The sequence below is a fragment of the Candidatus Brocadia sapporoensis genome, from assembly GCF_001753675.2.
GTDB lineage: Bacteria > Planctomycetota > Brocadiia > Brocadiales > Brocadiaceae > Brocadia > Brocadia sapporoensis.
In genome coordinates this window covers 1-25,243 of the sequence record NZ_MJUW02000112.1, presented here as the reverse complement: position 1 = coordinate 25,243, position 25,243 = coordinate 1, and the positions used below count along the sequence as shown (strand labels likewise).

The window sequence follows — 25,243 nt, the reverse complement described above, 5'->3', positions numbered from 1 at the left end:
TTTGCTCTTTGAAAAGCCCGTATATTTACATGGAATTCATGCAAAACATGTGAAGCAGGTAGTTTGTCCTCTCTCCTGACATCACTTACAGAGGTCGGCGCTACATTTTTAAACAAATTAAATTGTCACCCTTTATCAGGTATAACAAACATCGATTCATGAAATCAAAACAGAGGAATCCTCTCAACGCTAGGAACGAAGTGTATATTTCTTATAAAACCCAATATTTTTATATACGAGATTCGCTACTAAAAAATTGGGGGCTTCATCTCCCGGGTTTGGCTTTAATTCAACGACATCAAAACCAACCACCTTCTTGTTTTTGTATACTTTTCGTAAAAAGTCAATTGTTCTATACCAACTGAGACCACCAGGAACAGGTGTGCCGGTAGCTGGCATGATAGACGTGTCAAAGCCGTCCACATCCAAGGTAATATATACATGATCCTCTAATGTTTCTAAAGCCTGATCATGCCAATCGTCATTATCATGAATATCTTTTGCGTAAAATACCGAGATGAAATCTTTTTTCTTCTGAACAAACATCAACTCTTCCTTCGATACTACCCGGACACCAAAACTGGTCACTTTACATTTTAAATCCTCAACTACTCGTCTCGATACGCTTGCATGACTGAAACTAGTACCCCCGAATTGTTCCATTAAGTCAAGGTGTGCATCCAATTGAAGTATGGATAGTTTCCGGTATTTTTCTTTGTAGGCTCTAATTACTCCCTGTGACAGCGAATGTTCTCCTCCCAAAGTTACCAAAAATTTATTGTCTTTTACGATAGCTTTGCTCGCTTTATACAAGGTATCAACTACTTTTTTAGCATCCGTGTGTATTTCTTCTACATCGAGGGTCCCGATGGTAAAAATTCCTATCGTATAAATTTCGCCTGACTCGTCATCGTAAGGTTCAATATTAACAGAAGCGTTTAATATTGCATTGGGACCAAATTTAGTTCCCGGCTGATAAGTTGCGGTCCCATCAAAGGGAACTCCTATGACTACAACCCCGGAATTGTTGTAGACTTCTTCATCATTTTGATAATCGCAGGGAAAGGCACCAAACTGTAACGAGCTTAAAGTATATTGTTTTCCATCACGCAGCATCATTATCTCCAATATTTTTCGATACGTATAGTAAACAAAAAAGGCATCTTATACAAGATGCCTTTTTTGTTTTTTTAGTTATTAAACTTAAGCGCCATTATGAGGATCGCGTCTCTCGTTTCTTTTTCCATAAAGCAGCACCAAACATGATGACTGCAACGATACCAACTATACTTCCAACAATACCAGCAACATTTTTTCTACCTGTTGCCACCATAAACTCATCAACCTTCTTTCCTCTTTTAAGCGCAATCGCCTGACTTTCTAATCGGTTAATTCCCTGATATACCTTAGCAGCGCCATACCACCACGCTATATCCTGTTGTCCATGAGCAACACCTTTATATGCGTGTTTAGCATCACCGAACCACATGTTCGCATAGGTAAGCTCAATCTCTGAAGGATTGTTTTTTCCAGTCATAAACAGGCCATACAAACCAAGAATTGGTCCAACAACAGGTACCTTACCACCCGTCGTTTTGAATGCTCTATGCACTGCATCCCCTAACAACCCAGGTCCTAGCGCATCTGCAAGAATATCTCCAAGTGGGAATATATCCCTTTGCTTAATAGGAACATCAAATTCGTCGTTTGCAGCGATATCATCTACTATGGACTGAGCTCTGTCCTGCAAACTCCACATTTCAAACATAAAATCATTTAAATTTTCACGGTACAATCTGGCAAATCTCGGACTATGACACTTGCTGCAAACGGAAACCCACTGTTCCGATCTTCTTTTATTTTCCGGAGAATATACATCAAGTTTATAATTCATAGGCGGAAGATTTATACCAAAGGGGTAATCCTTTAGAGAGGACTTGTAATCAATTCCGGTTGGTGGAACCGTTCCCATTCTCCATACACCTTTAATTACCGGGTTATGAGCAAACGTACCATTTCCCTGATCAAAATGACAAAATTGACACGTCGGCGTCCGATAATCTTTGCCAGGTACAACTTCAGCTAATGGTTTTTCCCAATCCCAATGTTCCCCCTCCATATGATAAATATAACCCATTTTGGATTCACCATAGGTCTCTGCATCCGGGTGATCAAAACCCATGTGACAACTCATACAGGCCTCAGGCCTTCTTCCCTCAGAAGCAGCAAACTTATGCCTCGAGTGACAAATATTGCATCGGTCTGTAGCATGGCAGAGATCACATCCGAACTGCGCCGCAGGATACCCTCTTCGAAACATCTCTGGGTACCACGGTGGTATAACATTGGCTGCGAGACCCTCAATATGATTCGGGCGACCACGTTCTGCTTCACCCATAAATTCAATTGTTTGCTGAGGATGACACTCACCACATACTTGTGGGGTAGGCATACGCAACTCCTTATGATCCTTCCCGTGGCAGTCACTACAGGTAACTTCTTTAAGTTCCCTGCCAATGAGTTTCTCTATTTGCTGTGTCTTTTCCGCAAACCGTGGGTTTTTTTTAGGTTTTGCATGGGTTGAATCTTCCCAGTCTTTTACAAACCCAGGAGTCACTTCTTCGTGACACTTAACACAATCATTTGGTTTATATTTTTCCAACAACTGATCGTAGTATGTGCCATCAGGTTTTACATAATGCCTTTCGGGAAACCAGTACATCTGCAAGGGCACCGGTTTATATAAGTTTTGCCATGGACCAGCACCTTTTTCCAATCCAACGTTATTTGTAAACCAATCCTTTAAGGTATCATTGGGATACAAAATATCGTAATAGTTAGTAGCCTTCTTTTGCATTTCTTTTAACTCAGCTTCTGACTGAGCCTTTATACTGCCAGTCCGCAAGCTCCACACCAATAAAGCTGTGAATAAAATCGCTCCCAATTTTAACAACTTCATAATAATTAAGCCCCCCTCCCCTCAAAACCAGCAATTTATGTGTAATAAACTTTTTGATAACAGACCAAGTTTTCTTTTATTGAATTTTTGGCAGTGACTTTGATCCTGCTTCATCTTTTCCTGAAAAACTCGTTTTGTACGGAGTCGTATGTTGCGGGTAAAACCATTCATCAGAACCGCCCCTTTCCTGAAAAAATTTCAAACGCATCTCATGATTCCTGGTATTGTGACAAGGTCCACACACATTATAGGGTGTTCCATACGTCCCTACTTTAGCAATTTTTTGTCCTTCAGGAGCCTTACCGATCTCCATGAAATAGCTAAACACTTCTCCTGCCCCATGACACGCCTCACAGGTAACCCCCTCTTCAGAAAATTTTCCCGTTGCTTCATCATAACCCGTCGTGTGGCATTTCAGGCAGGTTTTTCTGTATCCGTCAGTTCCGGCAATATAATCAGGGGCTTCTTTTACCCGTTCAAACGTCTTGAACTTGATCCTTTGCCATCTTTCTACATGCGGAGAGGTCAACCCTTTGTGACATTTGAGACATTTTTGGCTGCCAACATAGATTGCTTTATCACCCGTGATACTGTACTTCTTAAAATTTCCCATCTCCAGCCGTTCATTTGGATCACTTTCTTCAGGTGTCAAGATGGCCAACTCATTCCAAAAATCAAACATTATTTCTGCAGTAGTTAGTCTCAGTTCCATTTGACGTTTATGATAATACATACCCTCATGAGCAACCTCTTCACTCAAAGCCCTACCAATACCTCCGTGACAAACAGTACATCCATAAATATCAAACGGCAACTCCTTTGTACTGGGATGCGCGGCCTTTAATTTATCTTCATCGATGTGGCAGGTCATGCACCTGTCTACTTTATCCCCATTTTGTTGTTTGCTCCAGCTGTAACTTCCTTTTAACAGTATCTGCTTAATTTCATAAACTGGTTTTTTCAGGGATTCCAAGCGCCTCTCCAACAGCTCTTTGTCTTTTGCAGCAGTAGCTGCTAAAAATTCTTTTTCAACCTTTAGAACCTGTTCTCCATAATACTTTTCTTGATATTTTGTCCATTTCGGCTTAAACTCATCTTTAAGCCACATCGCAGTAGCTATGAAAAACAAGACACTCAAAACAAAAAAGATTAATCTTTGTAAGCTCATATTTCACCTATTCTGGAAATACTTAAATGAGTCATCGCACGGAAATTATATGTTGATCCAAGGCGTAGCGATAATAAATTTCACATTAAATGCCAACCGAAACACCATTTTAATCACTGTCCCAATCATCGTCAGTAGCAATCCCATAGTAAGCGAATATCGAATAATGCCCAACTTCATAAAAAAATCTTTTTTGAACAATGCAGGAAGTGTTAATCCGGCAAAATAAAAACCGCACATAAGAATAATCCCCAATGGCAGAGGCAAATTATGCAACGGAGGCGGTGTCGGAAAGTCGTGCGTCCATTTCTCCCAAGGCCAAAAAAAAGCCCAAAAAGGTCCTCTGAGAGCCGTACCGATGTATATTAAGACATACCAAAAAATGTAGCCAAAAACAAAAGTCGTGACGGCAAACCTTCTTTCTTTAAAGGTATAGTAACCATTTCCTTTGGGGTTATTATCAAGATACGGAATAAGTATCAGGCCTAAAATGATGATGCTTGGCAGGACAACACCGGCAAACCACGGATCAAAATAAACCAATACCTCCTGTAAACCCAAAAAATACCACGGTGCCTTAGCCGGATTTTCAGCCTGTCCCGGATTCGACAACTCTCTGAGAGGTGCATCGACAAAATACGAATAAAACAACAGCCCTACCGTAACAAAAATAGCAGCTAAAAATTCTTTAGCAACCAGGGTGGGCCATGTAAACACCTTATCGTCTTTTAACTCAATCATTCCCTTCTTTTCTTGTCTTACTTCCATGGAACCACTCCTCAAAAACACCTTTCATTAATTATGTTACATTGTGAAGACACTACAAAGGACCGGAAATTCCGCCGTCCTTACGGACTCTCCAGAAATGCACCATCATCAAAGCAGATGCTATTACTGGTATTGCAATACAATGCCATACATATGCACGCAGCAAAGCAGGAGCATCTATCGCTGTCCCACCTAATAAGGCAAAACGAATATCATTATCAGGTCTCATACCTAAAATATACGAAAAAGGGCCTTCGTGTCCCAGAAAGGGTGTAGCACGCGCCATATTCGTACCCACAGTAATTGCCCAATACCCTAGCTGATCCCAAGGCAGCAAATAACCGGTAAAGCTTAATAAAAAGGTAAGGACGAGCAAGATGACGCCCACCACCCAATTGAACTGTCGTGGTGGTTTATACGAACCGGTTAAAAATACACGAAACATGTGCACACTCACCGTAATGACCATAGCATGCGCTCCCCATCGGTGAGAGTTTCTTAAAAACCTGCCGAAAGGCACCACATACATCAAATCCACAATATCTGCATATGCCCTGTTCACGTCAGGAACATAATAAAACATTAACAGGATTCCCGTTATTGTTTCAAACAAGAATATAAAAAACGTTATTCCACCCATACACCATGTAAAACGGATCTTCGTACCATGCTCTCGCACTTTCACAGGGTGTAAATGCAACCATATGTTGCTTATGATTTGAAGAGCTCTATTCCTTGGAGTATCAGCGTAACCGTGACGAAACACGGATCTCCAAATTTCATTATTTGTAATTTTTTTTATTAAATCAGGAATTAGCTTCATGTGTACATTCCTTTCTCCACCATTTTGTGTACTCTTTCCCCCCTTTCAAATTAACAATTATTCTCCTATTCCTCCGTTTCTTCCATCGTTTTGTTTATTTCCTCGTTCGGTTTCCAAAGCACGCGCTTTAAGGTTATTACATTTACCGGGCAATCTTTGCAATTACCACATCGGATACATACATCGGTATATTTTAGTACAATTCCGTCCTCACTAACAAACGGGCGATACTCTTTGCCTTCGTTACTTACATCCACCTGCTTTAGAGCACCAACGGGACACACCATGCTGCAGCGACCACAAAGGATACATTCATTAGTCTCCACATTAATGCTAAGATCGCACTTCAAACAACGCAAGGCTTCTTCCTTCGCCTGAGATTCGGTAAGCCCCAGCTCTACCAAATCAAAAGTACCTTCTCTTTTCTCTGCAGGCAACAGTTCCATTTGTTGACGAGGCATGGCATCATAATTTCCTTCCCGTTCATCAAACTCATTATCTAAAAGAGTCACCCATACCTTTTTCTTTGGTTTTTGAATTTCTTCGCCTCTGATGTATTTATCAATAGATCGTGCAGCAGTATGCCCTTGCGCAATACACTCGATAATCGTGCTTGGGCCAAGCGTTACATCGCCGCCGGCAAAAACACCTGCTTTATTGGTGACAAGGTTATCGTCAACACTAATTGTTCCCCACTTGGTAACGTCCAACCCGTAATTATCTCCAAGGAATTTAAGATCGGTTTCCTGACTTATAGCAGTAATAATGCAGTCTGTCTCTATGATAAATTCCGATTGAGGAACTGGCTCAGGTCGTCTCCGTCCGCTGCTGTCAGGTTTGCCTAGCCTCATCTTGATACACTCCAAAGCTTTAACTTTTCCATTCTCCGTGATGATCCTGATAGGCGCAGACAGGAAATGAAATTGTACCCCTTCATGCTCTGCTTCTTCTATCTCCCACGGTAGAGCCGGCATTTCCTCTCGCGTTCTTCTGTATACAATAAATGCATCCTGACAGAGACGCTTTGCCGTTCTTACAGCATCGATCGCAGAATTACCACCACCAATCACGGCAACCTTCTCACCCGGACTTCTTATATCACCGTCATTCACGTTTTTCAGAAATTCCAAACAATCCATAACACCTTGTGTACCATCTTCGCCAGGTATTTCAAGTTTTTTTCCTTTTTGTGCACCAACAGCAATAAATACTGCTTTATAACCTTCTTGAAATAAATCTTGAATTGTTTTCCCCGGGCTTCCAATAGGATTATTTGTTTTTATTTCAACACCGCGAGCCACAATTTGACTTATATCAAACATAATCTGTTCGCGCGGTAATCTATAAGATGGAATCGCCCACATCATCATACCGCCGGGCTGAGATTCCTTCTCAAATACCGTAACTGTGTAACCCATTCCTGCCAAGTCGTTCGCAGCCGTTAACCCTGCTGGTCCGGCGCCAATTATCGCAACTTTTTCAGCTCTTTGGATTACTTTTTGTGGAGGGACTTTTATTTTATTTTTGAAAATATGGTCGGTAACAAATCGTTTTAACGCATCTATTGCTACAGGCCTGTCAAAATCACCACGTTTGCATTTTGACTCACAAGGATGTGGGCATACATAACCGCACACGGCGGGAAACGGATTGGTCTCTCTCATTAATTTGTACGATTCTTCATATTTGCCCTGGCTAATCAAACGGATATATCCTGGCACATCCATATGAGCGGGGCATCGATGCTGGCAACGAATATTTTTTTGTAACCAATCCAGATCAAGAAGTGCTCTTATTCCTTTTTTTGGCAAAGTCGATTGACTCATAAAACACACTGACTTTCTGAAAAATATTCTTTTTATATACTGTCACTTATTACACAATTAACTCAGTTTCAATCGGTACAACTTTACTTGTGTCGACAACCAGCTTTCCGCTGTCATCCAAAACAATTTCAAAGTGATTGAGCGGCCTAGGGGCAGGTCCGGCAAAGTTTACACCGTTTCTATAGTATTTACTTCCATGGCAGGGACACTCAAAAATATTTTTTTCCTTAGAAAACTCGACGGCACAGCCCAGATGCTGACATACCACCGAGATGGCTTTGAAACTATTCCCGTCCCGAACAACAAACATTTTTCTCGATTTCAAGGTTGTAACTGAATTTTCTGGAAAGTACCTAGGCTCTCCTACGGAAAATCGCGGTGAAGGTTCAAAAAGTACCTTGGGGTAAAAAAATCCTTTATAACCAAGAATTTGAGATAAATATGCACCTATTGCAGCAAAAAATAATCCCCATCCTGCCAACGTCAAAATATTCCTGCGAGAGAAAGTAAACCAAATCCCCCCCTCACTTTCGGATGTAAAAACTTTTCCTTTTTCTTTTGTCTCCATAACTAACTCCTTCCAACGATAAAAACGTTATTTTTCCTTAAATGTTTAATCGTTTTTTTACATTAACTTTCATTTTTCTATGAAAAAACTATTCATAAATTTACAAGACGCGAATATAATGTTTATTGATGTAAAAAGTCAAATATATTTTATGAAAAAGTACCGATATTTTTATCTTTTATGATTTTTTAATCAATAAACGATATGCATTTCCCAAATTTTCTACTTGTACAATTTTGTGTCCTTCTTCTTTAACACTTTTTGGAACGCTCCTGATAGGTTCACCATCGTCTAACATAACCTCCAAAACTTGGCCTGAATCCATCATTTCCAGTTTTAACTTTGTTTTCACAAAGTTAATTGGACAAAGCACCCCTCTTAAATCAATTTTATCATCGGGTATAATTTTTTCTTCTTCTGTCATTTTTAAACCTGAAACATTGAATTAAATTAATAAATTGTTGCAATTACGCAAAATTAAAAGTTTGTGAATCTTGCTTTTGTTATCAACAATTTCCACCTTTTCCGTTTAACTCCCATTTATTTCTTCTTCTTGAAAGACTTTCTTTTCGTCATCAAAAACCCATGATCTGATTTCAATTTTTATACCATTTTCTACAGCAGCTATCAGGTAAGAGTAACCGCACCATGCATGCTCAGTATCGAAATCTGAAGGAATGGCCGGATGATCAGGATGAGAGTGATATATCCCAATGATCTGTAGTCCTTTTCGTGCCGCTTCCTTATCGGCTTTTATAAACTCCCTGCCTTCTATCTCATACCTGTCATGACTTCTTTCCGTGTTTGTATTTCGTATAGAACGAACTTCAATCACTTTTTTTTCTGAGGTATTCGTACCAATTAACAACCCACAGCATTCCACAGGATAGCTTTGTCTCGCTTCTTTTTCGATTTCGCTGAGTTTATCCTTATCAATACACAGCACGCTTTCAGCCCCTTAAAGATGTGATCTTTTTGCTATTTACCCACCCGCCCAAAAACTGGTACTTAAATAACGATCCCCCCTGTCAGGAAAGACCACAACCACAGTACCTGTCTCAATTTCATTGGCAACCTTCAAAGATGCCACAAATGCAGCTCCAGAAGAGTATCCCACAAAAAAACCTTCTTCTGCTGCAAGTCTTTTGACAGACTCGTAGGCATCTTCTGTTTCTACCGCTATCTTCCTGTCAGGAAAATGTTTGTCGTAAATACCGGGGACAACCGAAGTAGTCATGTGCTTCATACCTTCCAATCCGTGAATGGGAGTAGCAGGCTCAACGGCAATTATCTGAATGCCGGGATTGTATTTCTTTAAACGTCTGCCAGTACCCATAAGGGTGCCACTTGTGCCCAAACACGCAACAAAATGTGTCACGCCACCAGCAGTTTGGTCCCATATCTCCACAGCAGTTGTTTCAAAATGGGCTTTCCAATTGTCATCGTTATTATACTGATCTGCATAAAAATACTTTAAGGGGTTTTCCGTTACAATCCTTTTCGCTTCTGACATAGCACCATCAGAGCCCAGTAATGGATCAGTAAATACCATATTTGCGCCAAAAGCATGTACAATTCTTTTTCTTTCCTCACTGACGTTTAGAGGCATCACCAAAGTTACCTGATATCCCTTTTTTGCACCAATGAGGGCATAGGCAATACCGGTATTGCCGGAAGTGGAGTCTATAATAATTTTATCCCTGGTTAATTTGCCGGTTTTTTCTGCTTCCTCTATAATCCGCAAGGCGGGGCGATCCTTTACCGATCCTCCCGGATTCAACCATTCTGCCTTAACATAAATTCCGACGCCCTTATTTTTTAGCCCCTGCTCAACGCTGTTAATTTTCAAAAGGGGGGTATTCCCTATTTTATCCAAAATTGAGGTAATCGGGATCTTCTTCGGCAGGTATCCAACGGCTTTTTTTTCTGTCACATGGATTGCCACAACGAAACCTCATTTTTAATCATATAAACAACTGTGTTTCTGAACCATCCGCTATTTCCAAAAGAGTAGTTAAACCAAGGATGTCGTCTACTCTTGTTTTAACAAACGATTCTTCCAATTCCATCAATTTCACTGCGCCAGTGCATGCGTAAATTTTTAAATTTCCCATGGTCCTTACGTCACGGAGCAGTTCTTGAAGTGAAATGGGATTTATCTCCTGCATCCTTTTAAACAATTTTTCTCCCTCTGCACCACATTCGGCAGCCAGCTTTGCAGGATCAAACTCTTCATTCACAAACCTTTTCAATGCCCAAAAGAAGAGGAAGATATACGTCTCTTTTCCCATCGATGCCGCAGTGATTGCTAACGTAATGATCTGATACAATTTATCGTACGTTCCGCTATGGGCGAATATAACAAATTTTTTTTTGTTCTTCATGATGACCCGTATCAGGTTTTTGCAAAGGTATCAACAACATCTTTTTTAAATTTTTCCAAACCAACACGATCTATACATGAGCCGACTCTTTCCTTAGGTTTCCCGTTCTCCTTATACCATTTTATCGTAGCGTCAATAAAGTCATTAACTTTATTATCAGGCAAAAAATTCAGTACCGCATCAGCCTCACGCGGATGTCTTCCATGTTTCCCTCCTGTGCGCACCAGCCAGCCCTTTTTTTTGTCCTTCCAGGCGTCTGTTGGACACGCCCGAATACAATCGCCACAATACACGCATTTAGATTCATCAAATACCGGCCTGCCCTTTTTGTCCGAGACAATTGCGCCTTCCTGACACGCCTTTGCGCATAAAGTACAACCGTTACACAAATCCTTACTCCATACCGGATAAACCACTCCCTGAAAGCCTAAGTCCATTTCCCGCGTCCTCGTACAATCAATCGGACAACCAGAAAATCCCATCTTAAATTTATGGGGACATGGGATGCCGAAAAACTTTTCGTCAACCTCCAGCGCCTTTGACTGCGTATCCATAATTCCATTCGGATTATACTCACAGCCGCCGCACGCCGTAGGGACCCGTACCCGCGGTCCACAGGAAGCAACTTTCTGCCCTACCGCCGCCAACTCTTTCACCACGGCATCAAAGTCATCAATATGCACACCAATAATCTCCACCGATTGTCTGAAACTTAAATGGCAAAATCCCATCCTGCTATATTTCTTTGCAACCTCTGCAATCTTCGCCATCTTTTCCGGAGTAATTCGTCCACCCGGGACTTTTAACCGGACCGTAAAGAGGTCTTTTTGGTTTTGTTTTATAAATCCGCCAGATTTCATCTCATTCAGATCTATTCTTTGTGTCGCTGTCTTCTCTGCCATTTGAACTCCTATCATTGGTGTAAATTACTATTTTATAGGCAATTAACAAAACATTAATTGACTACGCAAATAAGTAAATGATTTTACCAAAATAAATATTAACAATTCATAAAAATTCTTGCAAGAAAAAAGAAATCTATAGAAACTGTCGGCTTAATCACCTCATGGAAATCTTCTCAGAAATGATCTCTAACATTTTCTTCTTTGTCTCTGATGCACCCTTTTCTCTAACAACATCAAGCATATCAAGTCCTGCAATACGCTGCAAGATATCACGTCTTAGAGATTCATCCTTTATTTCGGAAATAATTTTTCGCCGCATCTCTGCCAGGAGTTTTGTAAATTCATTGTATTCATCACCGAACTGTTTTTCCAGATATTCCCGTATATTACGGGCTAAAGCGGGGCTAGCACCACCCGTCGAGACACTAATGCAGAGATCACCCCGCATTATGGATGAAGGCACTATGAAAGAACAAAATTCCGGCTTATCAACAACATTTACCAGCATCCCTCTCTCAACGGCATCGTGATATACCATCTGATTCACTTCGCCGTCATCCGTAGAGGCAACAACAAGTACCGTCTCTTTCAGGAATTCTGTGCCATATTTCCGCTGAATCCGCTCAATTCCAGTTTCTTTTTCCAGTTCCGGGCAAAACTCAGGAGACACAACCGTTACCCGTGCACCTGCTTCTTTCAGGCTGCATACTTTGCGCCAGGCAACGTTGCCACCTCCCACCACCAGGCATTTCTTATTCTGAATATTCAGGAATACAGGGTAATATTTTGCCATCGTATCGCGTCCTTACACAAAATTTTCACCTCTGACTAAGTCTTCATATGTTTCCCGTTCCCTGATAACATGATATTGATCACCATCTACCAGCACTTCACAGGGGCGCGGGCGTGAGTTGTAATTCGAACTCATCGAAAAACCGTATGCACCGGCACTGTAAATTGCCAGCAGGTCCCCTTCTCTCACGCTGGGCAACGCCCTTTTGGTAGCGAAAACATCGCTGCTTTCACAAACCGGACCCACAATGTCCACCAAACCGATACCCTTTTTTGTCACTGGTTTATCAGGATTTTCAACCTTCGGCATTTTTATATTCGTATTTACCGGCCATATCCGGTGAAAGGCGTCGTATAGAGCGGGACGCACTAAATCATTCATGGCGGCATCGCAGATTACAAATTTTTTGCCATGCGGGGTCTCTTTTGTGTAAATCACTCTTGTAATCAAAATTCCGGAATTCCCCATAATAAATCGTCCCGGTTCCATAATCAGATTACATTGCATCTCTTTCACCAGGGGAAGAATTTGCGATGCATAATCCTGTGGTTGTATTACATTTTCTCCCGTATATGAGATACAATAGCCGCCACCAATATTCATGTACCGGATATCCAACCCGGCATCTCTGCATTTGTTAATAAGCGTCACGATCTTTTTGAGCGCGTGTACATAGGGATCGACGGTATAGATTGGTGAACCCAGATGTACATGGAGTCCGCACAGGTCAATACTCGGATACATCATGGATTGCTTAATAATCCTTTCGGCTTCGGTAAAATCAATGCCGAATTTGTTTTCTTTTTTTCCCGTAGTGGTCTTTGCATGTGTTTTTGCATCGATGTCCGGATTGATTCTCAAGGCCACTTTAGGTATTTTACCAGTCTCTCCAGCCAGTGTGTTAATACGTTCGAGTTCCGCCAGAGATTCTACATTAAACATGAAGATGTCGTTCTCAAGTGCATATCGAAGTTCCTGGTATGTCTTGCCTACGCCCGCAAATACAATCTTTGACGGATCGCCCCCGGCCCTGATAGCGCGAAACAACTCACCGCCGGAAACCACATCAAAGCCAGATCCCTCCCCTGCTAATAGTTTGCATATTGAGAGATTAGAATTTGACTTTACAGAAAAACAGATCAGCGTATCGACAGCACGGAAAGCTGTCTCCAACGCATGATACTGCGTCACAATGGAGTTCTTGCTGTAAACGTACGCAGGAGTTCCCACATCTGAAATAATATCCTCTACTTTTACCTTCTCACAAAGGAGCGTTTTGTTTCTGTATTCAAACATATCCATAGCTTATTTACCCATTCATCCTTTACTCAGTTTCTTTTCCCAATACGCAATACGCTTTTTAACCAGACCAGGCGCCGTAGAACCATAACTCTGGTAATTCCTGATACAATTTTCTACGCCAAGCACCTTATACACATCCGCTTCTATAACAGATGAAAATGCCCGAAAACTCTCCAATTGCAAATCGGAAAGCTTGCACTGCACCCGGATGCATTCACGCACAATCTTCCCTACAATTTCATGTGCCATGCGGAATGGCACGCCCTTTTTCACCAAATACTCCGCTAATGCCGTGGCATCAATAAATCCCTTCTCACAAGCCGCCGTCATCTGTTCTCTGTTAAACTTTGTATTTGCCACAAGTTCTGCCAAAATGGATAGCGAATCATGGACAGTATCTGCTGCATCAAAGAGCGCTACCTTATCTTCCTGCATGTCACGATTGTAACTTAACGGCAACCCCTTGAGCAAGGTAAGCAAAGACGTCAGATGACCAAACACCCTGCCACATTTGCCCCGGATCAGTTCGAGCACATCAGGATTCTTTTTTTGAGGCATAATGCTGGACCCCGTACAATAGGCATCGCTGATTTCGATATACTTCATTTCATCGTTGCACCAGATAATCCATTCCTCACAGAGGCGGGATAGATGCATGGCAATCAGGGAGAGGCAAAATGTATACTCGGCACAGAAGTCCCTGTCGCTCACGGCATCCATGCTATTTTCACAAACTCCATCAAAACCGAGCAACTTTGCCGTAAATTTAGGATCTGTCGGGAGTGTTGTGCCTGCAAGGGCACACGCACCCAGAGGTGATTTGCTGAGCCGGGCAAGACAATCCCGGAGTCGTGTTATGTCCCGCTCCAGCATCTCAACATACGCCAGCAAGTAATGGGATAACAATACCGGCTGTGCATGCTGAAGATGGGTAAAACCTGGCATAATAAGCCCGAAAAACATTTTTCCCTTTTTCACAAACTCCCTTTGTAACGATATCAGGAGATGTATCATTATGTGCGTCTGGTCACGTATCCATAGCCGTAAATCGAGAGCAATCTGATCATTTCTGCTTCGGGCAGTATGGAGTTTTTTGCCGGCCTCACCAATCCGCTCAATCAGTGCCGACTCTATATTCATATGAACGTCTTCCAGAGATTCCTTGAAATCAAATTTTCCGGAACGTATTTCTGCGAGGACTTCCTTCAGGCCTTTAATAATTGCGACCTTTTCTTTTTCCGTAATAAGGTTACACTTAGCAAGCATCGTTGCATGAGCAATACTTCCTTCAATATCATGTTGACACAATCTCCAGTCGAAAGAAACCGATTCGGTAAATGACTCGACCGATGCCGCTGTTTGTTTTGTAAATCTGCCACCCCAAGGTTTTTTCTGTTTCATGTTCATTCAATCTTTCGCAACATTCTTGCCGCGTAAGACAAAGATTGCCATTGCGGTATTCTCAAAAAATAAAGGAGGTACTATAGCGGAATGTAGATGATGAGTCAATATAATTCAACGATCACGTGGTGAGATTTCAGAGTGTGGCTGATGAATATTATAAGGGAGGCGATGGACTGTATAATTCTCCACCATTATGTATATCGCAACCAGAATCACAAACGCGGCAAACCATTTTTTCAGACTTACGGGTGATATGCGGTGAGAAAGGGCAGCGCCAATAAGCGTACCATCTATGGCAATCATTGTTGCGAGCATCGTTAAACGCAAATCGAATCCTCCGTAGCGCAAATGACCAATCAGCCCCGCACAGCAATCGATCGAAACAATCAGAAGCGCCGTCCCTATAGCATCTTTCATGGAAATACCGCAGAATAAAACAAGCGCCGGCACCACCAAAAAACCTCCGCCAATACCCAGAAATCCCGTTAATATACCCACAACAAAACCCGCCGATAATATTTTCAATTTATTCTGATTATTACCCTGCTGAAATGGCAAGTCCTGACTGTTCTTTCTCCTGATCAACATCATTACAGCAACGAAAAACATCAGGATGGCAATGAAAAGAAATAGCATAGCCGTGGATACCAGGTACGTCAGGCGCGAGCTAAAGTAAGCACTCAGCGTACCTGTAGCGCTGAAGAGCAGCCCCGTTTTTAACTTGACCGCACCGCGCTGGTTGTGGAGTGCCGCACCAATTATGCTCGTTACCCCAACAATAGTCAGCGACATGTCGATGGCATGGTGGACATCTACGCCAAGAACATACACAAGTACTGGTATGATAAGGATGGAACCGCCTCCACCAATTAAACCCAGAGATATTCCTATGAATGCACATAAGATTAGACCTGCGGTTAGACAAATTTCCACTCGTGTTCCTCTGAATTGGCGCTAAATGATTCGAATAAAAACCTGTTTTCTGAAACTTTTAAAAATCGTAAAAAAATCATATGAGTTATCATATTTAAACTGTATAATGATACCTGTATTTTTTTAATTATTTTACAAGAGATTCACATGAGAATACAACTACAGGTTTCACGTTTGATGTAGATAATTTACATTCATTGCATTTTTTATCAAAAAAATAAACTGCTACGGTTTTTTCTGACTGCATAGCCTGTGCAATCTGCCTGAATACTTTCAACGTACCGGCAGGCGAAAGAACTTTGTTATTAAAATCCGGAAATTATGATTTTTTAGGAGATCGCAAAAAATGAAAATGCTTGTTCATAAAATTGCTTTGTTATCTCTAATTTTTATTACCTTCACTTTCATGGCCGACACATTATTAGCGAAACCGTGGAAGACAGAGACGGTTGCTAAAGAAAAGTATTCCCAATATTTTTATTCGAAGGCAATCACCGTTGATAAGAATGGCCATCCTCATATTGTTTATGGAGGCAACAATCTTTACTATGCATATCATGATGGTAGTAAATGGCATGTTGTGACAGCAGACCAATCCTCAGGAGTAGGTGGTTATGCATCAATAGCAATGGATAAATCAGGCAAGGTACACATAAGCTATTATGATCAGACAAACAAAAACCTCAAATATGCTACCAATGTCTCTGGCTCATGGACAACCGTTATTGTGGACAACAGCGGGAAAATAGGTGGATATACTTCCCTTGCGGTCGACACTTCAAATAAAGTACACATCAGTTATTATGATGATTTTAACGGAGATCTCAAATATGCAACCAATACCTCTGGAACATGGAAAATAGATATCATCGATAGCAACGGAGATGTGGGCGCATATACTTCTATAGGGATAGACACATCTGGCAAGTCACATATCAGTTATTACGACATTACCAAGAAAAACCTCAAATATGCCACCAATGCCTCTGGCTCATGGTTAACCGTTACTGTGGACAAAAGCGCATGGGTAGGTGGATACACATCCCTTGCAGTGGACAAATCTGGCAAGACGCACATCAGCTATTATGATACTACCAAAAAAAACCTCAAATATGCCACGAACGCATCGGGTTCATGGATATTGGCTACTATCGATAATAGCGGAACCGTAGGAGGAGATACCTCCATCGCAATTGATACCGCGGGGAAGCTGCATATCAGCTATTATGATATCACAGACGGCAGCATCAGGTACGCCGCCAATACCACCGGCACATGGATAATGGATACTGTTGCCAGGAATGTAAATGTTGGTAGTTATACCTCAATAGCCATGGATACATCTGGCAATGTGCATATAAGTTATTATGACAGCATCGATGGTAGTATCAAGTATGCCACCAATATTCCTGGTTTATGGACAACGGAAACCGTGGATAGTGGAGGAAATGTGGGGTCGTATAGTTCCATAGCAGTAGATACCTTAAACAAGGTGCACTTAAGCTATTATGACAGCATAAAAAACGACCTCAAGTATGTTACCAATGCCACCGGTTCGTGGGTAATCAAAACTTTACACAATCAAGGAAATGTAGGTGAGTATACTTCCATAGCATTAGATAAATCAAACAAGGTCTACATAAGCTATTATGATAGCACGAACGGCGCACTCAGATATGCCACCAACACCTCTGGTTCCTGGGTAACCGAGATTGTTGATAGCGGTGAAAATGTAGGGGAGTTTACTTCCATAAAAGTGGACGCGTCCGGTAAGGCACATATAAGCTACTATAATTGCTCAAACGAAGACCTCAAGTATGCTACCAATGCTTCTGGTTCCTGGATAACGAAGACCATTGACAGTGATGGAAATGTGGGAGAACATACTTCTATAGCAGTGGACACATCTGGCAGAGTGCATATAAGCTATTATGATGACACAAAAAATATTCTCAAGTATGCAACAAATGCTACGGATACCGCTGGTTTATGGACAATCAAGACCATTGATAACGATGGCGATGTCGGACAGTTTACTTCTCTGGCGATAGACACCTCGGACAAGGTGCATATAAGTTATTATGATTATACCCATGGCAATCTCAAGTATGCAACGAACGCCTCAGGATCGTGGGTAACCAAGACCGTAGACAACGGTGGAGCCGTAGGCGGGTATACTTCCATTGCCGTGGACAAGGCTGGCACAGTACACATAAGCTATTATGATTCTGATCGTCTTGACCTCAAATATGCCACGAATGCCTCAGGGTCGTGGGTAACCTATACCGTGGATAGTAGTGGAAACGTAGGCGGGTATACCTCCATAGCAGTAGATTCGTATGGTAAGGAGCATATCGGCTATTACGATGATACTAATTTCGACCTTAAGTATGCGACGAATGCGAATTAGGCTGTCTCTTGTGCTGAAGTGCCCGACTGTTTGTTCTTATAAACTCACGACGAAGTCCACCCCCTATCTTCCAAAAGAGGGAATAGCCTACTTATACTCAATATTTAACACGAGGAAAAGCTTTTATTAACACTCTGGTTTTTTGAAAAACTCAACCAACCATGCAATTATTGTACTCTGTCGTGGTAATTCATGATTTGCCAGCGCCCATTGACACAAAGGCATTTTCAGCTATTACTATTTTCAGAACCAAAGGGTTAAATTTTCGCATGATTAGCCTTGTCGTTCTCATCAACGATAGAACAACTCATGGGAAATAAATTCCTTCGAAAACTGAGTCCTTTATTTGGTGTTTTGCTCTTTACCGCGGCGTTATGGTTCCTCCATGATGAACTAAAGGGGTATCGCTATCATGCAGTGTTGCACCAATTAAAGACGCTCCCAACGTATCGTCTCCTTCTTGCCATCTTGTTTACTTCACTTGGTTATTTAGCACTTATTGGTTATGATTTTCTTGCCCTTTGTTACGTAAACCATCCGCTTCGGTATGGAAAGATTGCTATGGCCGGCTTTATTGGTTATGCCTTTAGCAACAATGTTGGAATCTCTATGCTTGCTGCAATACGCTATCGTCTCTATTCCTCATGGGGGCTTTCTCCGGTCGATATCACGAAAGTCGTTGCCTTCTGTGGCCTGGCATTCTGGTTAGGCATCTTTGCTGTAGGAGGAATACTTTTCCTCTTCGAACCCTTTGAATTTCCACCGATAATCCACTTTCGCTTTGCCTCTTTACCGTATCTTGGAATACTCTTCCTCGTTTTTATTATTGGGTACTTATTATTTAGCGCCTTAAAGAGGAAACCCGTTAAGTTTTTCCGATGGGAGCTTTCAATCCCCTCACTACGGTTTTCTTTTTCATCAATAGCGGTAGCCTGCCTGGATCTAGTCCTGAACGGGAGCGTACTCTACGTCCTGCTCCCCCCCGTTGAGGGTTTATCGTATCAAATGTTCATGGGCATCTTCGTGTTATCGCAAATAGCCGGGTTAGCCAGCCAGATCCCTGGCGGACTTGGAATCGTAGAAACGGTAATCATCTTCTTTCTCTCGCCGATTCTGCCAGTTTCTGCCATCCTTGGATCACTTTTAGCCTTTCGGGCAATATACTATCTATTACCTATGTGTCTCGCTGCGGCTCTTCTGGGTATCCATGAATTCCTCCAGAAGAAAGAGGCATTTAAGCTGTTTGCCCACGTTTTTGGGCAATGGGCACCAGAGATCGTGCCAAATGTACTTTCCTTTACCACTTTTATTGGGGGCGCAACCCTCCTCCTTTCTGGATCAGCCCCGGCCGAAAAAACCCGTATGCTATGGATCAAGGATATCATTCCATTGCCAATCATGGAAATCTCACACTTTTTCGGTAGCCTGGCGGGTATCTTGCTCCTCATACAAGCATGGAGTCTGCAACGAAGACTTGACGCAGCATATCCTCTTGCCGTAGCCCTTTTCATTGCAGGAATTGTCTTTTCCCTGCTGAAGGGATTTGATTACGAGGAGGCGATTATTCTTGCGATTATGCTGGGTGCACTCCTGCCTTCCCGCAGGCATTTCTACCGCAAGACATCCCTGATAAATGAACCGTTTACGTTACGCTGGATTGTGGGCATTATTTTTGTCATTCTCTGCTCGGTATGGCTTGGATTCTTCGCATACAAGCATGTTGAGTATTCTGAGGAGTTATGGTGGCATTTTAGTCTGTTGGGAGATGCCCCGCGCACTCTCCGTGCCAGCGTGGGAGTTGGTGTCTTATTGTTTTCTTTTGCTGTGCTTAAACTCCTTGGGCCAGTCTTCAAAATGCCTCAGATCACTTTCAAAGCGGACCCCGGCACAGTCCTTTCTGCAGTAAATAGTTCACGAGATACCTATGCCAACCTGGCCCTGCTTGGAGATAAATCTTTCCTGTTCAGTGACAACGCAAAAGCCTTCATTATGTATGCAATCAACGGCAGGAGTTGGGTGGCATTCCGTGACCCCGTTGGCCCCGAAAACGAAAAGTCAGAACTGATATGGAAATTTTGTACGATGTGTGACCGTCACGGTGGATGGCCGGTCTTCTATGAGGTAAACCAGAGAAATCTCCATGTTTATATAGACCTTGGACTAACGTTGTTTAAACTCGGAGAAGAGGCGCGCGTTTCATTGGCCGGCTTTTCCCTTGAAGGCAAGGCTCGTAAGGGACTGCGTCATACCAACTATCGGGTTGAGAAAGAGGGTAATATGTTTGAGCTGGTTCCGGCACATAGAGTCCCCTTGCTACTTCCAGAATTCAAAATAATATCAGATACCTGGCTGGCAAAAAAAAATATCACGGAAAAAGGATTCTGCACAGGATTTTTTGACGCAGACTACCTGAAAAATTTTCCTGCCGGCGTCATACGAAAAAACGGTAAAATCGTCGCCTTTGTGAACGTCTGGCAAGGAGCTGAGAAGGAGGAACTTTCTTTAGATCTTATGCGATATCTTCCCGATGCCACAGATGGAGTCATGGAATATCTGTTTATCCAGCTCATGCTCCTGGGAAAACAGGAAGGATACCAGTGGTTTAATCTGGGCATGGCGCCGCTCTCAGGGCTTGAGGAGCATGCCCTGTCGCCACTCTGGAACAGACTTGGGGCTTTGGTTTTCCGTCACGGAGAGCATTTTTTTAACTTCCAGGGATTGCGACAGTACAAGGAAAAGTTTGAACCCGAATGGGAGCCCAAATACCTGGCATCGCCCGGAGGTTTAAAACTTCCGCGCATCCTCACGGATACTGCTTTACTTATTTCGAGAGGCACGAAAAGAGTTGTTTCAGCTTGACTAAGAGTCATCACCCTGATGTTCTATTGTCGTTTTTCACAGATTGTTAACCATGGCTAACAGCACAAAAAACGGTACGGTATCATTACGAATTTCAAATCATCTGGCACGGCTAGTACTTGTTACCTTTATTTTAACGTTTATTGTGGCAAGAGTGCTTGTTTTTTTAATTATGTCACGAAGAATACCCGATCTCTACCTGCACTTGGGTGAAACACATGTTCACCATCTTAACTATGGCATTTTTCTCCTTGCTGGTGTCGGCGCATATCTGCTGTTCTGGCATCCGATTGGACGGAACTTAGAAATTGCCGCGATAATTTACGGAAGCGGTATGGCATTAACCTTTGACGAGTTTGGAATGTGGCTGCATTTGGGGGGCTCTTACTGGCAACGGGCAAGTCTGGATGCGATAACCGTGATTTCTTCCGTGTTCGGACTGATTACCTTCGCCCCATCCCTGAAACGTTTTCGTTTTCAGCATTGGGCGGGAACTGCTGTTATTTCTATAGCCGTAAGCGTCTTCTTTTTTATGCTTATTGAGTCGTTCAAATATGTAGGCAAAGTTGTTATTCCAGTACTTCAGGAAATCGAGGTCGAATCACCTCCGTAATCACCTTCACAAAAAGTAGCTTGGAGACTCCTGGTAACGAAACAAACACATAGTACATAATGATAACTCTTTGTTAGGAATCATGAGTATCTCAGAGGATTATAAACATTTTAATCATTCATTTTTAGGGTATTCATTTGATAATCCTACGATTACATGAAAGGATAAAGAATGAACGTTTTTAAGAATATCAATTTTATTATCTTGTTTGTTTTGTGTTCTGTTACGCCTTCACCTGCAAGGCAGAATGAAAAAGCTACAACTTCCGTTGAATATTTTTCTCCTTTTATTTCTCTGAATAATCAACGCCAAATCTTTACGGTCTCCTATGAAAATACCGGCACTGGGGATGCACAATTTAAAAAACTCAAGCAATGGTACGAAGCAACAACCTACCGTAGCGCTACCTTTGCCGTGGGCTTCCATCCATATGGGGTAGCTTTCGATGGAGCAAACATCTGGGTATCAAATACGGACAGTAACAGTCTTACAAAATTGAGAGCAAGTGACGGGACAGTGCTCGGTACCTATGCCGTAGGCTTCAATCCAACCGGAGTAGCCTTTGATGGCACGAACATCTGGGTGGCAAATTCCGGCAGCAACAGCATAACAAAATTGAGGGCGCGTGACGGGGTTGTGCTTGGCACTTATGCTGTAGGCTTCCTTCCCTATGGGGTGACCTTTGATGGGGCAAATATCTGGGTGGCAAATTCCGGCAGTAACAATGTAACAAAATTGGAGTCAAGAAATGGAATAGTACTCGGCACGTATGCCGTGGGCTTTAACCCCAGAGGGGTTGTCTTTGACGGTACTCACATCTGGGTAGTAAATTCTAATAGCAATACTATTACGAAACTAAGAGCAAGTGATGGAACTTTAGTCAACACCTATGAGGTTGGTTGGATTCCAAAATGGGCAGCCTTTGACGGCGCCAATATTTGGGTAACTAATTATGGCAGCGGTAAAGTAATAAAACTGAAAGCGAGTGATGGAACTGTGCTTGATACCTACGATGTGGGAATTTACCCATATGGAATAACCTTCGATGGAGTCTATATCTGGGTAACGAATGCTGGCAGTAATACGGTAACAAAAATCAGGGTAAAAGATAGTACCGTGCTCGGCACCTATGATGTGGGCATCAATCCAAGAGGGGTAATCTCTGATGGAACCAATATTTGGGTGGTAAACTACGACAGCAATACCATAACGAAACTGTAATCAAATTGAAATCGAAGAGTGCCTTTCTATGAAAAATTTTTATCTAAAAACAGCGAATAGGGCATTTGAAGGAACCAATTACTTCTTATCCTTCATCCTGATTTTCTTTATGTTTTTTATTATCGGATCACTGTTTTTTACGACAACCCCCTCCGCCTTTTTTCAACAGATGAGCAGTCGCGTGGTGCTTATTTCTGTCGCGGTAACATTCGGTTCCTCTTTTATTGCCTCCCTGATAGTTTTTGTTTTCAGTATACCCACTGCATATATACTTTCACGAAAAAATTTCCCGGGGAAACGTTTCCTGGAGACGATGGTTGTCGATTTGCCACTCTCTTTCCCGCCAGGTGTAGACGCGCTTATTCTTCTGATCTTACTATCCAAGACGGGTATCCTGGGTAAATTTCTCGGGCGATTTGGCATTTCAATCCCTTATACCTTTGCGGCTGTGGTCCTGGCAAAACTCTTTGCTAGTATCCCTTTTATGGTCAGCTTCGTCCGGGAGGCATTTGATCGCGTAGATAAAAATATCGAAAATGTGGCTTATACCCTGGGTGCAAGCCCTTTCCAGATCTTTTACAAACTAACATTCCCCCTCTCCCTCTGGGGCGTACTGAAAGGCCTTATCACAGCACTTTCTAAAAGTTTAGGTGAGATTGGAGCCACCTTAATCCTTGCAGGTGGTTTGACTTCCTCTACCGGTACCATGTCGGTGTTGATCTATTTTGCCACACAAAAAGGGGAAATGGACAAGGCTATTGCTCTGGCGATTATTCTTGAGTTTCTGACGTTTATTTTGCTGACCATCATAAAATTCTTCTTTAAAGAAACCGACCACAAGATCCATGCATAAATTACAACTGATTAACATATCAAAATCCTTTGGTTCACAAACTGTCTTAAAAAATTTATCATTGGAAATTTTTCCTAATGAGCTATTTATCATCCTTGGCAGCAGCGGAGGCGGGAAGACAACCTTGCTCCTTGGCATTATTGGCTTGCAGCCATTTGACAGTGGCCGGGTAATTATAGACGGTGTAGACGTCACAAACCTTAGCCCCGGAGAGCGGAATATCGGATATGTACCGCAAAATTATGCCCTTTTTCCCAATTACACAGTCTTTGAAAATATCGCTTTTGGATTGCGACTGCGTAATACCCCGAAAGACATTATTCAGACGAAGGTTAGACAAATTATTGATAATTTTAGTTTGCATGGGCTCGAATATCATTTCCCATCCCAACTAAGTGGAGGACAGATGCAACGGGTAGCCTTAGCCAGGGCTTTGATCATTGAACCATCGCTTTTGTTATTGGACGAGCCAGTAAGCGCCCTGGATATAGAAACACGACAAAAAATTAAGGCAGAGCTTAAAGAAGTTCAAAAGAAATTACACGTCACGATGGTTTATATTACGCATGATCAGCAGGAAACACTTGAAATGGCAGATCGTTTTGGGATTCTCAACGAAGGTAAGATAGAGCAATACGGCAGCCCGGATGAGGTCTTCTATAAACCAGAATCCCTCTTTGTTGCTCGCTTTTTGAATACCGAGAATATATTGGAAGGAAAGGTCATCCATAAGTTTGGAAATAAAGTAACTATTCAGATAAATGATATTATTTTAAAAATGTTTACCCCACTGGAATTACCGGAAGGAAAACGGGTAACGGTATGCATTCGCCCAGGCGCTATTCACCTTAGCACCCATCCCGCACACCCAGGCAAAAACGTTTTTACCGGGACGATAGAATCGATCCATCCTATTGGACGAGATCTTGAAGTAAAGGTGTTAGTTACCCCACAGGAAACGCTTAAAACACGCATAAGCCGGACCGCCGTCAAAAAGCTTAAGCTCACGCATGGAATGCCGGTCAATCTCTCCATCGATGAGGCTTATGTACATTTAATTCCTGTCCCATGACATTTAACACTTCCTTACCATACGACAAGGGGGACAAATAGTCCCTGGCTTTTCACTTCCAAATGGACAACCTTTGAGGATCAAGCAAAAATCAAGGGGCGCAAGAATAACAAGGTACGGACAATTGCCATGTATCTTGCCCGAGACCTGAGCGGGGTATCAGGTAAGGACCTTGGTGTATTTTTTGATGGTATATCAGGTGCGGCGATTACCATGAAATATACCCAGATTAATGCCGAACTACTGCGGAATAAAAAACTGCGTGATAAGATAACAAATTTGAAGAAACAAATACTTAATATTTAAGATGTGACCCTTCACCTTCTTCGGACAAGCTGTGCTTGTCCGTGTTTTTGTCATACTGCTAAAAACCTTGTACTTG

Annotated in this window: 24 protein-coding genes; 8 read left to right on the top strand and 16 right to left on the bottom strand. The window is 42.2% G+C overall.

The window, feature by feature from the left end:
- Positions 1 to 189: 189 nt before the first annotated feature.
- From speB to BIY37_RS10745, 16 genes are all read right to left on the bottom strand, one after another.
- The gene (gene speB, locus BIY37_RS10820; RefSeq protein ID WP_080325036.1) at positions 190 to 1,119 is read right to left on the bottom strand and encodes an agmatinase; all 930 of its coding nucleotides are present in this window, start codon (positions 1,117 to 1,119) and stop codon (positions 190 to 192) included.
- A 94-nt stretch (positions 1,120 to 1,213) separates the two neighbouring features.
- A complete protein-coding gene (locus BIY37_RS10815) occupies positions 1,214 to 2,959 on the bottom strand; it encodes a multiheme c-type cytochrome (RefSeq protein ID WP_070067859.1) in 1,746 nt (581 codons plus the stop codon).
- Between the two features lie 76 nt (positions 2,960 to 3,035).
- Positions 3,036 to 4,127 carry a multiheme c-type cytochrome gene (locus BIY37_RS10810; RefSeq protein WP_070067858.1) on the bottom strand — a complete coding sequence of 364 codons (1,092 nt, stop codon included), beginning with the start codon at positions 4,125 to 4,127 and terminating at the stop codon, positions 3,036 to 3,038.
- 45 nt (positions 4,128 to 4,172) lie between these two features.
- A complete protein-coding gene (locus BIY37_RS10805; RefSeq protein ID WP_070067857.1) occupies positions 4,173 to 4,895 on the bottom strand; it encodes a hypothetical protein in 723 nt (240 codons plus the stop codon).
- A 52-nt stretch (positions 4,896 to 4,947) separates the two neighbouring features.
- Positions 4,948 to 5,718, bottom strand: a complete 771-nt coding sequence (locus tag BIY37_RS10800; RefSeq protein WP_070067856.1) for a cytochrome b N-terminal domain-containing protein — start codon at positions 5,716 to 5,718, stop codon at positions 4,948 to 4,950.
- A 65-nt stretch (positions 5,719 to 5,783) separates the two neighbouring features.
- The gene (locus tag BIY37_RS10795) at positions 5,784 to 7,544 is read right to left on the bottom strand and encodes an NAD(P)-binding protein (protein WP_070067855.1); all 1,761 of its coding nucleotides are present in this window, start codon (positions 7,542 to 7,544) and stop codon (positions 5,784 to 5,786) included.
- A 49-nt stretch (positions 7,545 to 7,593) separates the two neighbouring features.
- Positions 7,594 to 8,112: a QcrA and Rieske domain-containing protein gene (locus BIY37_RS10790; RefSeq protein ID WP_070067854.1), complete on the bottom strand. Its 519-nt coding sequence runs from the start codon at positions 8,110 to 8,112 to the stop codon at positions 7,594 to 7,596.
- A gap of 178 nt (positions 8,113 to 8,290) precedes the next feature.
- Positions 8,291 to 8,536 (bottom strand): sulfurtransferase TusA family protein, encoded by a 246-nt coding sequence (locus BIY37_RS10785; protein ID WP_070067853.1) that lies wholly within the window; start codon positions 8,534 to 8,536, stop codon positions 8,291 to 8,293.
- Between the two features lie 105 nt (positions 8,537 to 8,641).
- Complete coding sequence (locus BIY37_RS10780) at positions 8,642 to 9,058, bottom strand: M67 family metallopeptidase (RefSeq protein WP_070067852.1); 417 nt, start codon at positions 9,056 to 9,058, stop codon at positions 8,642 to 8,644.
- 36 nt (positions 9,059 to 9,094) lie between these two features.
- Positions 9,095 to 10,051: a PLP-dependent cysteine synthase family protein gene (locus BIY37_RS10775; RefSeq protein WP_201789434.1), complete on the bottom strand. Its 957-nt coding sequence runs from the start codon at positions 10,049 to 10,051 to the stop codon at positions 9,095 to 9,097.
- 25 nt (positions 10,052 to 10,076) lie between these two features.
- Positions 10,077 to 10,496 (bottom strand): DsrE/DsrF/DrsH-like family protein, encoded by a 420-nt coding sequence (locus BIY37_RS10770; RefSeq protein WP_070067851.1) that lies wholly within the window; start codon positions 10,494 to 10,496, stop codon positions 10,077 to 10,079.
- A gap of 11 nt (positions 10,497 to 10,507) precedes the next feature.
- Positions 10,508 to 11,398: a 4Fe-4S binding protein gene (locus tag BIY37_RS10765; RefSeq protein WP_070067850.1), complete on the bottom strand. Its 891-nt coding sequence runs from the start codon at positions 11,396 to 11,398 to the stop codon at positions 10,508 to 10,510.
- Positions 11,399 to 11,555: 157 nt separating this feature from the next.
- Entirely contained in the window at positions 11,556 to 12,194 is a 639-nt protein-coding gene (locus tag BIY37_RS10760; protein ID WP_070067849.1) for a precorrin-2 dehydrogenase/sirohydrochlorin ferrochelatase family protein, read from the bottom strand.
- A 12-nt stretch (positions 12,195 to 12,206) separates the two neighbouring features.
- On the bottom strand, positions 12,207 to 13,496 hold the full coding sequence (gene lysA / locus BIY37_RS10755) for a diaminopimelate decarboxylase (RefSeq protein ID WP_070067848.1): 1,290 nt from the start codon (positions 13,494 to 13,496) through the stop codon (positions 12,207 to 12,209).
- 15 nt (positions 13,497 to 13,511) lie between these two features.
- The gene (gene argH / locus BIY37_RS10750; protein WP_179129376.1) at positions 13,512 to 14,897 is read right to left on the bottom strand and encodes an argininosuccinate lyase; all 1,386 of its coding nucleotides are present in this window, start codon (positions 14,895 to 14,897) and stop codon (positions 13,512 to 13,514) included.
- 114 nt (positions 14,898 to 15,011) lie between these two features.
- Entirely contained in the window at positions 15,012 to 15,833 is an 822-nt protein-coding gene (locus tag BIY37_RS10745; RefSeq protein ID WP_070067846.1) for a sulfite exporter TauE/SafE family protein, read from the bottom strand.
- 346 nt (positions 15,834 to 16,179) lie between these two features.
- Between BIY37_RS10745 and BIY37_RS10740 the strand changes: the two genes are divergently transcribed.
- The 8 genes from BIY37_RS10740 to BIY37_RS13535 all read left to right on the top strand — a co-directional run bounded on the left by BIY37_RS10740 (position 16,180) and on the right by BIY37_RS13535 (position 25,167).
- Positions 16,180 to 18,243, top strand: coding sequence for an NHL repeat-containing protein (locus tag BIY37_RS10740; protein ID WP_070067845.1), 2,064 nt, complete (start codon positions 16,180 to 16,182; stop codon positions 18,241 to 18,243).
- Positions 18,244 to 18,404: 161 nt separating this feature from the next.
- Positions 18,405 to 18,563, top strand: coding sequence for a hypothetical protein (locus tag BIY37_RS13540; RefSeq protein WP_179129375.1), 159 nt, complete (start codon positions 18,405 to 18,407; stop codon positions 18,561 to 18,563).
- Positions 18,553 to 21,102, top strand: coding sequence for a bifunctional lysylphosphatidylglycerol flippase/synthetase MprF (gene mprF, locus BIY37_RS10735; RefSeq protein ID WP_070067844.1), 2,550 nt, complete (start codon positions 18,553 to 18,555; stop codon positions 21,100 to 21,102). The genes BIY37_RS13540 and mprF overlap by 11 nt, the downstream gene beginning before the upstream one ends.
- A 52-nt stretch (positions 21,103 to 21,154) precedes the next feature.
- Positions 21,155 to 21,715 (top strand): hypothetical protein, encoded by a 561-nt coding sequence (locus tag BIY37_RS10730; protein ID WP_143299255.1) that lies wholly within the window; start codon positions 21,155 to 21,157, stop codon positions 21,713 to 21,715.
- Between the two features lie 171 nt (positions 21,716 to 21,886).
- Complete coding sequence (locus BIY37_RS10725; protein WP_070067843.1) at positions 21,887 to 22,936, top strand: Vgb family protein; 1,050 nt, start codon at positions 21,887 to 21,889, stop codon at positions 22,934 to 22,936.
- Positions 22,937 to 22,964: 28 nt separating this feature from the next.
- On the top strand, positions 22,965 to 23,789 hold the full coding sequence (locus BIY37_RS10720; protein WP_070067842.1) for an ABC transporter permease: 825 nt from the start codon (positions 22,965 to 22,967) through the stop codon (positions 23,787 to 23,789).
- Positions 23,782 to 24,861 carry an ABC transporter ATP-binding protein gene (locus tag BIY37_RS10715; RefSeq protein ID WP_070067841.1) on the top strand — a complete coding sequence of 360 codons (1,080 nt, stop codon included), beginning with the start codon at positions 23,782 to 23,784 and terminating at the stop codon, positions 24,859 to 24,861. The genes BIY37_RS10720 and BIY37_RS10715 overlap by 8 nt, the downstream gene beginning before the upstream one ends.
- A 129-nt stretch (positions 24,862 to 24,990) precedes the next feature.
- Positions 24,991 to 25,167, top strand: coding sequence for a hypothetical protein (locus BIY37_RS13535; RefSeq protein WP_179129374.1), 177 nt, complete (start codon positions 24,991 to 24,993; stop codon positions 25,165 to 25,167).
- Positions 25,168 to 25,243: the final 76 nt, after the last annotated feature.

Coding starts and splice junctions, on each gene's coding strand:
- lysA (WP_070067848.1), bottom strand. CDS start 13,496: ATGGATATGTTTGAATACAGAAACAAAACGCTCCTTTGTGAGAAGGTA.
- BIY37_RS10770 (WP_070067851.1), bottom strand. CDS start 10,496: ATGAAGAACAAAAAAAAATTTGTTATATTCGCCCATAGCGGAACGTAC.
- BIY37_RS10720 (WP_070067842.1), top strand. CDS start 22,965: ATGAAAAATTTTTATCTAAAAACAGCGAATAGGGCATTTGAAGGAACC.
- BIY37_RS10815 (WP_070067859.1), bottom strand. CDS start 2,959: ATGAAGTTGTTAAAATTGGGAGCGATTTTATTCACAGCTTTATTGGTG.
- BIY37_RS10810 (WP_070067858.1), bottom strand. CDS start 4,127: ATGAGCTTACAAAGATTAATCTTTTTTGTTTTGAGTGTCTTGTTTTTC.
- BIY37_RS13535 (WP_179129374.1), top strand. CDS start 24,991: ATGTATCTTGCCCGAGACCTGAGCGGGGTATCAGGTAAGGACCTTGGT.
- BIY37_RS10795 (WP_070067855.1), bottom strand. CDS start 7,544: ATGAGTCAATCGACTTTGCCAAAAAAAGGAATAAGAGCACTTCTTGAT.
- BIY37_RS10800 (WP_070067856.1), bottom strand. CDS start 5,718: ATGAAGCTAATTCCTGATTTAATAAAAAAAATTACAAATAATGAAATT.
- BIY37_RS10765 (WP_070067850.1), bottom strand. CDS start 11,398: ATGGCAGAGAAGACAGCGACACAAAGAATAGATCTGAATGAGATGAAA.
- speB (WP_080325036.1), bottom strand. CDS start 1,119: ATGATGCTGCGTGATGGAAAACAATATACTTTAAGCTCGTTACAGTTT.
- argH (WP_179129376.1), bottom strand. CDS start 14,897: ATGAAACAGAAAAAACCTTGGGGTGGCAGATTTACAAAACAAACAGCG.
- mprF (WP_070067844.1), top strand. CDS start 18,553: ATGGGAAATAAATTCCTTCGAAAACTGAGTCCTTTATTTGGTGTTTTG.
- BIY37_RS10740 (WP_070067845.1), top strand. CDS start 16,180: ATGAAAATGCTTGTTCATAAAATTGCTTTGTTATCTCTAATTTTTATT.
- BIY37_RS10730 (WP_143299255.1), top strand. CDS start 21,155: ATGGCTAACAGCACAAAAAACGGTACGGTATCATTACGAATTTCAAAT.
- BIY37_RS10725 (WP_070067843.1), top strand. CDS start 21,887: ATGAACGTTTTTAAGAATATCAATTTTATTATCTTGTTTGTTTTGTGT.
- BIY37_RS10715 (WP_070067841.1), top strand. CDS start 23,782: ATGCATAAATTACAACTGATTAACATATCAAAATCCTTTGGTTCACAA.
- BIY37_RS10760 (WP_070067849.1), bottom strand. CDS start 12,194: ATGGCAAAATATTACCCTGTATTCCTGAATATTCAGAATAAGAAATGC.
- BIY37_RS10785 (WP_070067853.1), bottom strand. CDS start 8,536: ATGACAGAAGAAGAAAAAATTATACCCGATGATAAAATTGATTTAAGA.
- BIY37_RS10805 (WP_070067857.1), bottom strand. CDS start 4,895: ATGGAAGTAAGACAAGAAAAGAAGGGAATGATTGAGTTAAAAGACGAT.
- BIY37_RS10790 (WP_070067854.1), bottom strand. CDS start 8,112: ATGGAGACAAAAGAAAAAGGAAAAGTTTTTACATCCGAAAGTGAGGGG.
- BIY37_RS13540 (WP_179129375.1), top strand. CDS start 18,405: ATGCAATTATTGTACTCTGTCGTGGTAATTCATGATTTGCCAGCGCCC.